Genomic DNA, 13,290 nt, shown 5'->3' with positions numbered 1-13,290 from the left:
CGCAAAGTTCCTGCACAAGGTCTCCGGCGATGGCTTCCGAAGTCTGGCGGCTTCCGCTTGCCAGTGGCGCTGAGTACCTACGGAGGATGTATGGAACCCGATGCGGTAGTGGTAGGAACCGGCCCGAACGGTCTTGCCGCGGCGGTTACTCTCGGTCGGGCGGGCCTCAAAGTTGCGCTGTATGAGGGCCGGAAAACCATCGGGGGTGGGTTGCGGACGGAGCCCCTCTTCGATGCCGATATACCACACGACATCTGTTCCGCTGTTCACCCTATGGCCGTAGTGTCCCCTTTTTTTCGTCAGTTCGACCTGGCGTCCCGGGGGATAAACATGTTGCATCCGTCCGTCAGCTATGCCCACCCCTTGCAAAACGGACTCGCGGGCCTGGCTTACCGCGATCTGGAGACGACCTGCGCCCACCTTGGTCCGGATGGCGATCGCTGGCGTCGCCTCATGCAGCCGTTGCTTAACCACTCTCAAGAACTGGTTGACTTCATCCTGTCGGGGCAACGAAGCCTCCCGCGAAACCTTTCCGCCCCAGCGCTACTGGGTTCCCGCATGCTTGCCCACGGAACTGCGCTGGCACCCCGTCGCTTCCGCACCGAAGTGGCCCGCTCCCTCCTCACCGGGGTGGCCGCGCATGCAGTCGGCAAGCTGCCTTCCCTTGCCTCGAGTGCAGTCGCAATGCTCCTCGGGCACCTCGCGCACGGTACCGGTTGGCCAATCCCCGAAGGTGGAAGCGCTCGCATCGCCGACGCACTTGCCGACGACATCACGGCCTGCGGCGGAACCTTCCACACGGATCATCAAGTGACAAGTCTTGACGAACTGCCACGCGCGAAAGTGGTGCTTCTCGACATAAGCCCAAAGACGTTCACACAGATCGCCGCTGATCGGCTCCCGGCCGGTTACAAACGAGGTCTCGCACGCTTCCGGTACGGGCCCGCAGCAGCGAAAGTTGACTTCCTCGTCTCCGAGCCGATTCCCTGGGCCAACCCTGCCGTGGGGCAAGCCGCCACCGTTCACCTGGGCGGAACCCAGGCAGAGATGTTCAGAGCTGAGACATCGGCAGCTGCTGGCATCCGACCCGAAGAGCCGTTCGTCCTCCTGGTCGACCCCGCATCGGCCGACCCGAGCCGCGCCAAACCGGGGCGACGTCCTGTGTGGGCCTATGCCCACGTCCCCAATGGCGACGCAGTGGACCCGACCGCAATGGTCACGGCATGCATCGAACGCTACGCGCCCGGATTCACCGACACGGTGATCCATCGACGTGGAATCAGCGGCGCCGAGTACCACGCGTACAACCCGAACTATGTAGGCGGAGACATCGGATCAGGCGCAATGACTCTCTGGCAGTCCCTCATGCGTCCCGTCCCCCGTGTTGATCCCTACCGCACTCCGCTGACGGGTGTCTACCTGTGCTCCGCGTCAACGCCGCCCGGGCCAAGCGTTCACGGCATGTCGGGTTACCTTGCCGCGCTGTCCGCCCTCCGCCGCGAGTTCGGCATCCGAACCCCTCCGGACCTCGGACCGCGGTGAGAATCTGCTGGAAGGCCTCATGCCCCTGAGGGCGTGTAACCCGGGCCGCAGCGCCGAGCGCTTCGCGCGCTGTGGATTCATTCGGCGCCGCTCGGCACCGTGCGCTTCGGGCTGCCCGACGACGCCACCGCAGTGACCGCTGCCCAAGCTCCGCGAGGTGGAGGATCATGGCCGCAAGCCACCAGCAGCTTGGCCATCCGGACATGCTGATCGTCACAGACTCCGGCCAGGACATCACCCACCTGGGCCTACGTCCTGGCCGGTTTGGCCGTCGAGGTGGTCGGGTGGCTCAGCTCCGGGTCGTCGGCCCACGCCGCTCCACTGCACGCTGACCAGCCCCTGAGCAGGGCGGCCGCGTCCTTGCCTTCGCTGAGCCGACATTTGGCACACACCGCACCAAGTCGCGACACGCACGTTGAACTGTACTGGTTACCCGGTGACTTGGGTCGGCTCGTCCTTTGGCTTGTCGGGGTAGATCAGCTGCGCGCTACCGCCGATCACCAGGCAGCAACTCAGCAAGAGGGCGAAGCGCACGAACCTCGCTGCACCTTCCCACTCGTCTGGAGGCCCGAGGCCCAACCAGAACGCGAGAGCCATCGCCGCAATCAAAACCACCAGGCCAGCTAGCCGACGCATCCCATGCTCCATTCCTTTACGATCTTCAACCGGCCGTTTACTCTACTCATCGGCAACTCCAGGCGAGGGCAGTGCAGATGGTGGCTGGCTGAAGCGCTACGCGTGGGACTGCGACGGCATCTTCGCGGAAACCGCGGCGACCAGCGGCGCCCTCTCAGCCGGCGAGCAGACACCGCGGATGGGCCCCACCCACGCCCTGCGCCGCAGCGATCACTGGCCGCCATGGTCGTCTGAATGCTCGACTTGTCGCCCGCTGAGCCTTTCCATCCACACCCGCTGAGTCCTCAACCTCCCTGCCGTACAGAGGAAAATGGCCTGATCACTGTCCTCTGTGAAACGCTTGAGGCCTGCCTCCAGCTACCGGCCAGCCCCCTGGAAGTCCGGTTCCACACGGTGAGGTCGTGGCCGTCGGCGGCCAGGGCCGCCGCGAAGGCTTCCCCATCCTGCCCAGACCACACACAGCCACCTTCACCGCGCGGTCTCCGGGGCGAGGGCGAGCGCTTCCACTTCCAGCAGCAGTTCTGGGCGGAACAGGGCGGCCACTTGGACAGCGGTGCTGGCGGGCGAGCGCTTGGTGTCGACGTACTCGTCGCGCACCTCATGGACAGCCGTCACATGGCGGGTGTCGGTCACGTAGTGTCAGGCCCGGTCCTCATGCGAGTACCGGGCCTGAATGGGTGCGCGACTTTCTCGGGAGGACCTGGGGGAGGACTGCAGCATCCGAGGGGCCGGAAGGCGTGAGCCTCTCGGCCCCTTCGCTATTGCCTCTGTCCGGCTGTCAGGCCAGGTCCGGGCGGATGCGCCAAGGGTGCGCAGCCGCCGTCAGGGTGCCGTCCGAGCGGAGCCCGACAACCCGGTAGAACGAGGTCTGACCGAGTGGTTGGGTCTCGTCCAGGTAGGCGTACGACGTGGTGCCAGTCACGGCGGATTCGGTGTGCAGCAGCTCGTAGGCGCCCATGGCTGGGTTCCAGCGGCTGAGCCGGTACTCGGTGATGTCCGCGCAGGCTGTCGCCGAGCATGTCCAATGGACCCTGGACGCGGCCCCGGAGACCGTCCAGCCTCCGCCGCCGTACACCGGCCCGGGGTCGTCGCCGACGGCTTCCACCGGCTCCAGGGCGAGTTCGGTGGCGGTGACGGTGGCGACGGACGGGTCGGTGAGGGAAAGCGTGTTGCCCCAGGTGTCCGTGGCGATCACCGCGTAGACGTGGGTCTCGCCGTTCGGGACGCCGATGCACAGCATGGCCAGCGGATCGTCGGGGGCGTCCGCACAGGTGGCCAACTCCCCGATCCACTTGACCGTGCCGTCGGTCTGGCGGAGGCCGCGCACGGCCCGGTACGAGGAAATGTCGGTGTCCGCGGGGTCGTCCCAGGACAACAGCATGCCGTCGGCGCGCGGGGTGGCGCGCAGCCCGGTCAGCGGTGCGGGCGCCACCGTGTCCGCGGTGCGGACCGTCACTGCTGCGGAGCGGGGGGACTCATTGCCCGCCGGGTCGAGCGCCGTGACCGCGTACGAGTAGACGGTGTCCTCTGTCACGTCGCTGTCCGCCCAGGCCTGCCCGTCGCCCTCGTTCAGGGACTGGGCCGTGCAATGGAGTTGAGCGGCATCGGGCAGCACGGAGGTGCCCGGCGACCGGTAGATGCAGACCTTGCCGCCGTTGTTCCAGTCGATGTCGAAGCTGGCGGGGAGCGTCCAGTACAGGCGTACTCCGTCCGTCCCGACCAGCGTGTTCAGTCCCGTCGGCGCTGGGGGCGCGGTCCGGTCGACTCGATCCCCGCTCACGGTGGCGGAGTAGGCCGAAGCGTTGCCGGCCGCGTCGAAGGCCCTGAGACGGTAGTAGCGCGGTTCGCCAAAGGGAGCGGAGGCGTCTTCGTACCAGAGTTCGGTGGTCTCCCGCAGAACGGTGAAGGGGCCTGCTGCCTGTACGGCCGTGGAGACCTCGTAGCGGGCCGCGTCCCCGACGGGGTTCCAGCGCAGGATGTTCCCGGAATGGTGGTCCATGAAGACGGTGAGTCCGCTCGGAGCCGCCGGGCCCGTACGGTCGACCGTGGCGAGCGGCACATCCGCCGAACCGGGCGACAACCGGCCGGCCTTGTCGACGGCGCGAACCTCGTAGTAGTACGTCTGGCCGGTCGCGGGCGGAATGTTGACCAACGATGTGGTGGTCACCGGGGTGCTCGTCGCGCGGGACCACGTGGTGCTGCCCGTGAGGCGGCGGTAGACGTGGTACCCGGCCAGGTCCATCTCGGCGTTCCTGGCCCAGCGGACCGTCGCCTTAAGGGTGGCGGGGTCGTACGAAGAGGACACGCCGGTCGGGGCGAGGGGCGCCACCGTGTCGACGGTCGCCGAAGTTCGCGGTGCATAGTCGAACTTGACGTTCGCGTAGCCCGTGAAGGCGACGAAGTCGACGCGGATGGTGTGGCGGCCGCTCGGGATGGTGAGATTGACGGTCCTGGTCTGAGTGGTGGAGACGTTCTGCCAGATGTCGATCTTGCGGACACCGTCGAGGTAGACCCGGATTCCGTCGCGTACGGCGGTGGTGAAGGTGAAGGGTCCGCCGGAGCCGAAGTTACGGGTCGTCTGCCAGCGCACGGTGAAGTTGTCGTTGGGGAGGCTGACCGCGGCAGGGTCGCCCGTCCCGTAGCCCTCGTTGATGGCGGCGTCGCACGTGGTGAGCTTGGGTGTCCCGCTAAAGGAAGTATTGGGGTAGTACGTGGCCCTCCAAACGCCGTCGGCGCAGGTGGTGACGGCATGGGCCGTGGAGGGCACGGCAAGTCCGGCGATGGCTGCGCCGACGGCGGCGGCCGTCGCGCAGGCAGCGCGGAGACGCTGATGCATGGGTATTCGGAGTCGCTCTCGGGGGTCCGGTGGGGCATGGGACGGCACCAGGGCGTGGGGGGAGCGCCGGGCGCGATGATCGCACGTCCGCGCGCCCGCTGTCAGCATCGAAGTCGCAGGTCACGGGACGAGATCTGAGTTGTCGTGCCGCGCGGCTGCCCCTGGTCTCAGTCGTGGGTTCCGGGCGAGGCCTGAAGGTGTCCCCTGGCGTTGTGCCCTTTCCACCCGTCGCCCGCAGCGGCGCGTATTCCGATGCCTGCCGTATTGCTGCTGAGATCGACTGCGTGACCAAGGACCGCCCGACGGTCGCCAAGTCGGCTCGCTCGCCTACACCATGACCCAGAGGGAAGGCGAGGACACCCCGGTCGTCAACGGGAAGGCGTACCCTTTCCTGGCCGTCGAGCCGCGACGTTACCGGCTGCGCATTCTCAACGCTTCGAACGAGCGTTTCTGGCGGCTGAGGTTCGACGTTCCCAGGGACGTACTGCCTCAGCCCACACTGCCGTTCTGGCTGATCGGCACCGACGGCGGCTTCCGTGCTCCGTTGCACATGCTGAACTTCCTGATCGGGCCGGCCGAGCGGTACGACCTGATCGTCGACTTCAGCCGGATGCCCATGGGCACGAAAGTCACGTTGACGAACTACCATGCGCCGGTCCACTACCCCGGCGTCCCCGGCCTCGGACCGCAAATCTCAGAAATCATGCAATTCCGGGTCACCAAACGATTGTCCGGAGGCGGGGACAAGACGAAGCCGCCCAAGAGGCTCAACCTGCCGACGGTCGCACCTGTCGAGCCGAAACCGGACACCCGTCGGCGGCAATGGGTCGTGTACCAGCACGAGATCTTCACCACCATGACGTTCAACGCGGTGCCATTCATGGAGCCGTCCCAGGACTTCATCAAGGCGGGCTCGACCGAGATCTGGGAGTACATCAATCCCAACCACGACGCCCACCCGATGCATGTCCACCTCGTCAACTTCCAGGTGTTGAACAGGCAGCCGATCGACGCAGCCGGCTACCAGGCAGATTACGAAAAGTGGATTTACGGTGGCCGCAAACCGGAGGACCTACCGGTGTTGGCGAACTATCTCACCGGCCCACCGATTCCGCCGGACCCGGACGAAGCACAGTCCTACAAGGACACGGTCAAGGCATATCCGGAGACGGTGACCAGAATCATCATTCCGGAAATCTCCCCGCCGACGGGTACGATCGCGTCGATTCCGGGAAGCGGCACCGAGTTCCCGGCGACGTACATCCACCACTGCCACCTTCTCGAACACGAAGACGACGACCTGATGCGCCCGTGGACGATCGTCGCCGACGGCGTCGCCGCCGCCGGCGAACGCGGCGGCGAACGCGGCGGCGGCCACGGCGGCGAACACGGCGGCGGCCACGGCCACTGACGGGATGTCCGCGCCCAAGAACCTGGGCTTCCTTTATCGCTCCGCCCGAGCGTGCGCGGGACCCAGCAGGGACCAGCTTCGGTCGTCGCCCCAGATCGAGGACGCGTCCACATACGGTCGCAGCAGCACCGTGAGCTCCGCGTCGCCGCGGCCGTTGAGTTCGTCCGAGGCTATCTTCCGCGCCACTCCGGCCAGGAAATCCGCGAGCTGAACGCGTGGGTCCGAGCGGGAATCGACGAGCCGCACGCTGGTCAATCGGCCGTGTGGTGAACGGAGATGCTCCTTGAGCCATGCGATGCGCTCTTCTGTCAGCGCGTTCTGCTGGTCGTGGACAAGGGAGACGGACTGTCCGCCCGCACTCCAGTGGGCAACGGTCTGGACGATGGCCGGAATGAGGGGGTCCAATGACGGAATCTTCGTCGGGTTTTCGAGCGTCCGCGCCCAGAAAGAGTCGGCGCGGGGCCGGGCCTGTTGAAGCAATTCCATGATGTCGCCGACTCCGTTTCCCGCGGCTGTCGGGCGCAGGGCGTCGAGCAGCTGGAAGAAGGAGTCGACCGGGGTTCGCGCGTCCCAGCGGTTCTTGGTGCGCATCAGGTTGTTGGACGACTCCAGGAAGGCTTGCCACTGTTGTTGCCCCAAGGCGCGGGGGCCCTCGCGGTAGAGGGTGAGAGCCATGGTGCTCGCGGTCCGGCCGCGGGTTTCGCCCACGAGGAGGTCGACGACTCTGCCGACGACGAAGAATGCCTTGTCGGTGAGATGTACATGGGCGTTTTGGTGGATCGGGCCGGAAGGTCCCAGCAGCCACTCAAGGGTTGAGCGGTGTTTCCCCCGGAGCAGATGATTCGCTTTGTATTCCTCCGCCGGTGAGCGGATTCTGTTGCGTATTTCCTGGATGGAATCCACCGCCGGTTCAAGGGGCAGGTGCACACTGGCGTGGGCGAACACATCGGTGTTTCCGCCGGTGAGATTCTCGCCGTCGGATCCGGACTCGTCGCAGAAGACTTCCACCCTTACCAGTGTTGGCGATCCGGGTCGCATCCACCATGGGTTTTTCCGTACCTCCGCTCGGGGCAGGTTCCGTGTGTCCGGAGGTCACATTCCCGTGACCCGTCGTGTCATGGCAGTGCACGCACGACCTGAGCACCGCGAACCGAGCACCAGGAGCACGTCATGAACGAAGGCATCAAGACGATCATCTACCCCGTCAAGGACATCGAGCAGGCCAAGGCCCGCTTCACCGCGCTTCTGGGGGTGGAGCCGATCATGGACGAGGTCTACTACGTCGGCTATCGCGTCGGCGGCCAGGATGTCGGTCTGGACCCCAACGGCCACAGCCTGGGGATGACGGGCCCTGTCGCGTACTGGCACGTCGATGACATCAAGGCCAGGATCCAGGCGCTCCTCGGCGCCGGTGCGGAGGCCGTGCAGGACGTCAAGGACGTCGGCGGCGGCAAGCTGACCGCCATCCTGAAGGACGCGGACGGCAGTGTCATCGGCCTTATCCAGGAGGCCTGACGGCACGTGGCCGTCAGCCGCGGAAACGGTGGCCCGGTCCGTACGCGCCCGTGCCGACCGGGCCGCCACAGCAAGGCTCCCCCGCAGCCCCGTCCGTCGCCCGTCAGCCGCTCAGGACCTCCAGGTCCAGTCGGCCCAGGCCCCCGGGGTCGGCCACGATGTCGATCGCGACGATCCTGCCGTCGGCGGCGATCGTGAAGCCGAAGACGACGCGCGGCTGTCCGCCCGGGGCCCACACCAGCCCCGCCGCGCCGTTGATCAGCGCCGGCTGCGCGGCCTGCGCGCGGCCCGCGAAGGTGTGGGCCACCGCCTGGGCACCGAATGCCGCGCCCGCACCCGACCGGACGGCCGCGCTGTCCGCGCGCAGGACGACATCCGGGTCGAGCAAGGTCAGCAGCGCTGCGAAATCGCCGCCGCGCGAGGCGGCGAGGAAGGCGCCGACGACTTCGCGCTGGCGCGTGACATCGGTTTCGGGGGCGGTTTCCGCGCCCTGGACCCGGCGGCGGGCGCGGCTGGCGAGCTGGCGGGTGGCGGCCGGGGTGCGCTCCACGATGGGGGCGATCTCGTCGAAAGGCACGGCGAACATGTCGTGCAGGACGAAGGCGAGCCGTTCGGCGGGCGCCAGGGTGTCGAGTACGACGAGGAGCGCCAGGCCGACCGAGTCGGCGAGCAGCGCCTGGTGCTCGGGGTCGGCGCTGTCCTCGCGGTCGGCGGCCGGTTCCGGCCGGTGCGCGTCCCAGGGGTCCTCGCGCCGGGTCTCGCGAGAGCGCAGCATATTGAGGCACACGCGTGCGACGACTGTGGTGAGCCAGCCGCCCAGGTTCTCGATCGCGTCGGCTTCGGAGCGGCTGAGCCGCAGCCAGGCTTCCTGGACGGCGTCGTCCGCCTCGCCGGACGAGCCGAGCATCCGGTAGGCCACCGCGCGCAGCCGGGCGCGGTGCTCCTCGAAGCGTTCCGCCAGAGAATCGTTCTCGTCCATGGGACACATTCCTTCGCCGCCGCGTGTCACAGGAGTGACCCGTGAAACCGGGCCGATGTGACAACTATCAGCCAGGAATCAGGCCACACGTGGGAGGAAGCATGAACGACAGTCCGTACGTCCTGCGGCCGATCGGCCGGGTCGAGTCCCCGCTGACCGACCGCGAGTCTGCTCCCAAGCAGGGGGACGAGGGTGCGCCGGAGGCCTGGCTGGTGTTCGAGCCGGGCGTGAGCCAGGGGCTGCGCGATCTGCGGGCAGGGGAGCAGGTGATGGTGCTGACCTGGCTCGATCGCGCGAGCCGGGAGGTCCTGGCGGTGCATCCGCGTGGTGATGTGACGAGGCCGGTGACGGGGGTGTTCTCGACCCGTTCGCCGGACCGGCCCAACCCGATCGGGCTGCACCGGGTGACCGTCGTGGCGATCGAAGGAACGAAAGACGGGACGAATGACGGCACGAGAGTGCGCGTACAGAATCTGGAGGCGCTGGACGGGACACCCGTACTCGACGTGAAACCCGTACTCGACCCGGGAGCCGAGCGCTGAGCGAACCGCCTGTCCATCACAGCTGGGAGTTGCGGGAGCTGCTGGGGAGCCGGTCCGTGTCCGCGTGAAACATTCTGGTCGTGCCACCGCGTCAAGGGGGTGGAGGGGCGAGAAGCCCCGCTGACCGAACTGCACGACGGGGATGAACGGGGAGGGCATGAGACAGTCCCACGCGGACGAGTTCATGGATTTCGCAGCGGGCCGCACCGGCCATCTCTTTCGCTCCGCATGCCTGCTCACCAGCGGCGACACCCATCTCGCCGAGGATCTGGTGCAGGAGACGCTGAGCCGGCTGTATGTGCAATGGGGCCGGGTCTCCCGAGTCGACAACCCGGCCGGTTATGCCCAGACCGTTCTCGTCCGCACCTTCCTCACGTACCGGCGGCGGCGCTCCGCCGACGAACGGCCGCTCGGCGAGCTGCCCGACATCCCGATCATCGCGGGGAGCGACCCCTTGCTGCGGCTGGCGCTGCTCCAGGCACTGGGCCAGCTGCCGCCGAAGGACAGGGCGGTGGTCGTGCTCCGTTACTGGGAGGACCGCAGCGTCGAGGAGACCGCCGACGCCATGAACGCCAGCTCCGCCGCCGTGCGCACGCGCTCGACGCGAGCGCTGGCGCGGTTGCGTGCGCAGCTCGGCGGCAGCCTCGCCGAGCTCGTCTCGGCCCACTGAGACACCTGAGACTTCTTTCCCTCCGGCCTACCGGCACCGACAGGAGATGGTGATCCGTCATGCCCTTCGAAGACGACACCTCCGACAACGAATTCGAGAACAACCTCGGCGAGGCGATCCGACGCACGGGGGAGACCTTCGCCACCGATCGCCGACGCGCCCTGCTGGAAGCGGGAGTGCGGCGAGGGCGCGTGAAGCTGGCTCGACGGCGGGCGGCCGCCGTGACCGGTGGGCTGCTTGCCGTCGCCATGATCGGGACGGTCGGAGCGTACGAGGGCGGCCTCCTCGACAGACCGGACGGGACGTCGGTGGCCGACAAGGAGCGAGGCGAGAGCCCCCGGCCGAAACCGCGCGTGACGATCAGCGGGAAGCCGGACCCGCGCCATGGCGACCCCAAGTGGTTCATGCGCGCCAGCGCCGACCAGATGATCAAGCTGCTGGAAATCAGCCTGCCCAAGGGGGAGTTCAGCAAGCAGCGGGGGACCAGCAACTTCGGCGGTCCGGACGACGTCGCCAATGCCTCGCTGGTGTACGACGACGGCTATGGCAAGTCGCTCGTCTCGATCTCGGCCAGGCGCGTCGACCCCAACGACAAGGCGCTCAAGAAGTCGATGACCACCTGCCCGGCCAAGAGCTCGTCCGAGACCTGTGTCACCGACATCTACGGACACAAGATCCGGCAGAGCCTCGTGGACGGGAAGAAGCCCGCCAGCGTCAAGAAATGGCAGGCTCTGCGGATTTCGGGCGACGGCTTCCTGCTGGAGGCGACCGAGTACAACGCGCCTGCGGGAAAGGGCGTCGAGGCCACCCGGACCAAGCCGCCGCTGACCGCGATGCAGCTGGGTGAACTGGCGGGTGCCGTGGAAGGCGCGTTCACCAAGTTCGGTGTGATGAACGCCGAGACGTTCTCCAGTCCGCGTCCCATTCAGGGCAGCTGGGAGGTCCGCGAGACGCTTGAGTCCCTGGTGCCCACGGGGCTGTCGCAACGGGGCCTCGGAGGACTCGGTGACGAGGGATACATCGTCGTCTACGACGCCAAGCTCAAGGTCAAGACGTTCCTGCGCGCGACCGTTGCGTCCGGCACCCCGGACGGTGGCAAGGTGCGCACCCAGCAGAGGGCAGGCAAGCAGCCCGGCTCCCTGGAGTGGTCGGCCGAGAGCGTTACGCCGCAGGGGCTGCGGGTCACCGTGACTGCCTTCAACTCGCAGTATCCGAATCAGGCTGCCGTGCGTCCTGAGCCCCCGCTCACCCTGGCGCAGCTGTCCGCCATGGCGACCAGCGACAAGTGGCACAACTTCAAGTAGGCACCGGACACAGTCACTTCGCGTCGGCGTAACACTCCACCACCGCCGTCGTGAACGGAAACCGCACCGGCGTCAGACCGAAGGCGATCCGCCCGGCCAGCTCCCCGGCCTCGCGGATCGCCTTCGCGACCTCGGCCGCCTCATCGGCCGGGCAGTGCACGATCACCTCGTCGTGCTGGAAGAAGACCAGCTCGGCGCGCATGCCCGCGGTGGCCTGCCGCAGTGCCGCCAGCATCAGCAGGGCCCAGTCCGCCGCGCTGCCCTGCACCACGAAGTTACGGGTGAAACGGCCCCGCGCCCGGGCGTTGGAGGAGGCGTAGCCGGGGGTGAACTCCGTGTCCGTGGAGGGGAGTTCCTCGCTCTCCTGGGGGATTCCCGCCTCGTCGTCGTCCCCCGAACCCGCCGCCCGCGGGCTCGTGCGCCCCAGCCAGGTGCGCACCAGCCGCCCCTCCTCGCCCGCCCGCGCCGCCTCGTCGACGTACGACACGGCGAGCGGGAATCTGCGTCTGAGCATGGCCAGGTTCTTCAGACCGTCGCCCGAGGTCTGGCCGTAGATCGCGCCGAGCAGCGCGACCTTCGCGTGGTCGCGGTCGCCGGAGAAGGCGCGGTCGGAGAGCGCGGAGTACAGATCGCCGTCATGGCCCGCGACGTCCATCAGGCCCGGGTCGCGGGAGATCGCGGCCAGCACCCGCGGTTCCATCTGGTCGGCGTCCGCGACCACCAGGCGCCAGCCCTCGTCCGCGACGACCGCGCGCCGGATCACCTTCGGGATCTGGAGTGCCCCGCCGCCATTGGTCGTCCAGCGGCCCGAGACCGTGCCGCCGGGCAGATACTCGGGGCGGAAGCGGCCGTCGCGGACCCAGTCCTGGAGCCAGCTCCAGCCATGGGCGGTCCAGATGCGGTACAGCTTCTTGTACTGGATCAGGGGCCCGACCGCCGGGTGGTCGATCTCCTCCAGCTCCCAGCGCCGGGTCGACTTGACCTTGATCCCGGCCTGCGCGAAGGCCTTGACCACATCCGTGGGCAGATCCGGGCGCACCCGGCGCCCGAAGGCCGCCGACACCTTGTCCGCCAGCTCCGCCAGACGGCGCGGCTCGCCCCCGCCCGCGTACCGCTCGCCCAGCAGCTCGTGCAGCACGTCCCGGTGGACGTCCGCGCGCCACGGCAGCCCGGCGCGGTTCATCTCCGCGGCCACCAGCAGGCCCGCCGACTCGGCGGCCGTGAGCAATCGCATTCTCCCCGGGTGCTCGGCGGCCTCGTGTCTTCGCTGCTGGTCGGCGTAGACCTCGAGGAGCGCTTCCAGCGGTACGGGCACGGGCTGCGGCTCGAAGAGCGAGGACTGCGAGCCCGGTTCGGCCGCGCGCTGCGGGGGGTCGGGCGGCACGGGGGCGTTGTGCAGCCGGGCCCAGGCGGCCGCCGACGACCGGGGCTCGCCGAGCCGTCCCTCGTGGCCGAGCAGCAGGAGCTCCGCGTCCTCGATGTCGTAACACCGCTCGACGCGCAACCCGGCCGCCAGGAGGCGGGGGTAGATCTCGGGGGTGGAGCGCCAGACCCATCTGCCGACGTCCGGGCGGGAGCGGACGGCCTCGGTCAGCTCGGGTTCCTCCTGAACGGGCCCGGCGGGCAGGCCGTCGGGGCCGAGGGGGACGAGCAGTGCCCCGTCGCCCTCCGCCGTCGCCAGAGCCCATCGTTCGCTCATGGGAGCGAGTGTCGCAGCCGGGTCTGACACCGGCCCTGATCCGCGTGCCGCTCCCCTGGGTGTGGACGCGGGCAATGCGCGGGGAAAGCTGGTGATCGCTCCCTGACGACGATCTAGGATCGGTCAGGTTTGTTCGGAACTGACCCAGGGGTGGGG

General features: G+C 68.0%; 10 protein-coding genes and 1 pseudogene. 6 read left to right on the top strand and 5 right to left on the bottom strand.

Annotated features, from left to right (window positions below; all coding sequences use genetic code 11):
- Positions 1 to 90: 90 nt before the first annotated feature.
- Positions 91 to 1,542 carry an NAD(P)/FAD-dependent oxidoreductase gene (locus OOK40_RS12030; protein ID WP_266479794.1) on the top strand — a complete coding sequence of 484 codons (1,452 nt, stop codon included), beginning with the start codon at positions 91 to 93 and terminating at the stop codon, positions 1,540 to 1,542.
- A 1,104-nt stretch (positions 1,543 to 2,646) separates the two neighbouring features.
- Here OOK40_RS12030 and OOK40_RS12025 read toward each other — a convergent pair.
- Together OOK40_RS12025 and OOK40_RS12020 are read right to left on the bottom strand one after the other, a co-directional pair.
- Positions 2,647 to 2,817 (bottom strand): annotated as a pseudogene (locus OOK40_RS12025) (RidA family protein); the annotation flags it as partial.
- A gap of 139 nt (positions 2,818 to 2,956) precedes the next feature.
- Entirely contained in the window at positions 2,957 to 5,014 is a 2,058-nt protein-coding gene (locus OOK40_RS12020; protein WP_266479791.1) for a PA14 domain-containing protein, read from the bottom strand.
- 550 nt (positions 5,015 to 5,564) lie between these two features.
- Here OOK40_RS12020 and OOK40_RS12015 point away from each other — a divergent pair.
- Entirely contained in the window at positions 5,565 to 6,425 is an 861-nt protein-coding gene (locus tag OOK40_RS12015; protein ID WP_266481612.1) for a multicopper oxidase domain-containing protein, read from the top strand.
- Positions 6,426 to 6,458: 33 nt separating this feature from the next.
- Here the strand turns inward: OOK40_RS12015 and OOK40_RS12010 are convergent, their stop codons facing one another.
- Positions 6,459 to 7,463: a DUF3800 domain-containing protein gene (locus OOK40_RS12010; protein WP_266479788.1), complete on the bottom strand. Its 1,005-nt coding sequence runs from the start codon at positions 7,461 to 7,463 to the stop codon at positions 6,459 to 6,461.
- A 132-nt stretch (positions 7,464 to 7,595) separates the two neighbouring features.
- Between OOK40_RS12010 and OOK40_RS12005 the strand changes: the two genes are divergently transcribed.
- Positions 7,596 to 7,940, top strand: a complete 345-nt coding sequence (locus OOK40_RS12005; RefSeq protein ID WP_266479786.1) for a VOC family protein — start codon at positions 7,596 to 7,598, stop codon at positions 7,938 to 7,940.
- 103 nt (positions 7,941 to 8,043) lie between these two features.
- On the opposite strand, the gene OOK40_RS12000 is transcribed toward OOK40_RS12005, so the two are convergent.
- Entirely contained in the window at positions 8,044 to 8,919 is an 876-nt protein-coding gene (locus tag OOK40_RS12000) for a sigma-70 family RNA polymerase sigma factor (RefSeq protein WP_266479784.1), read from the bottom strand.
- Between the two features lie 101 nt (positions 8,920 to 9,020).
- Here OOK40_RS12000 and tsaA point away from each other — a divergent pair, with 101 nt between their 5' ends.
- The 3 genes from tsaA to OOK40_RS11985 all read left to right on the top strand — a co-directional run bounded on the left by tsaA (position 9,021) and on the right by OOK40_RS11985 (position 11,435).
- A complete protein-coding gene (gene tsaA, locus OOK40_RS11995; protein WP_266479783.1) occupies positions 9,021 to 9,461 on the top strand; it encodes a tRNA (N6-threonylcarbamoyladenosine(37)-N6)-methyltransferase TrmO in 441 nt (146 codons plus the stop codon).
- A 157-nt stretch (positions 9,462 to 9,618) separates the two neighbouring features.
- Positions 9,619 to 10,131 (top strand): SigE family RNA polymerase sigma factor, encoded by a 513-nt coding sequence (locus OOK40_RS11990; RefSeq protein WP_266479781.1) that lies wholly within the window; start codon positions 9,619 to 9,621, stop codon positions 10,129 to 10,131.
- Between the two features lie 59 nt (positions 10,132 to 10,190).
- A complete protein-coding gene (locus tag OOK40_RS11985; protein WP_266479779.1) occupies positions 10,191 to 11,435 on the top strand; it encodes a hypothetical protein in 1,245 nt (414 codons plus the stop codon).
- A 13-nt stretch (positions 11,436 to 11,448) separates the two neighbouring features.
- Here the strand turns inward: OOK40_RS11985 and OOK40_RS11980 are convergent, their stop codons facing one another.
- On the bottom strand, positions 11,449 to 13,134 hold the full coding sequence (locus OOK40_RS11980) for a bifunctional 3'-5' exonuclease/DNA polymerase (RefSeq protein WP_266479777.1): 1,686 nt from the start codon (positions 13,132 to 13,134) through the stop codon (positions 11,449 to 11,451).
- Positions 13,135 to 13,290 lie beyond the last annotated feature (156 nt).

This window comes from Streptomyces sp. NBC_01481 (genome assembly GCF_026339995.1).
Taxonomy (GTDB): domain Bacteria; phylum Actinomycetota; class Actinomycetes; order Streptomycetales; family Streptomycetaceae; genus Streptomyces.
The sequence above is the reverse complement of the archived record's forward strand: the minus strand, read 5'-3'. Positions and strand labels throughout refer to the sequence as shown.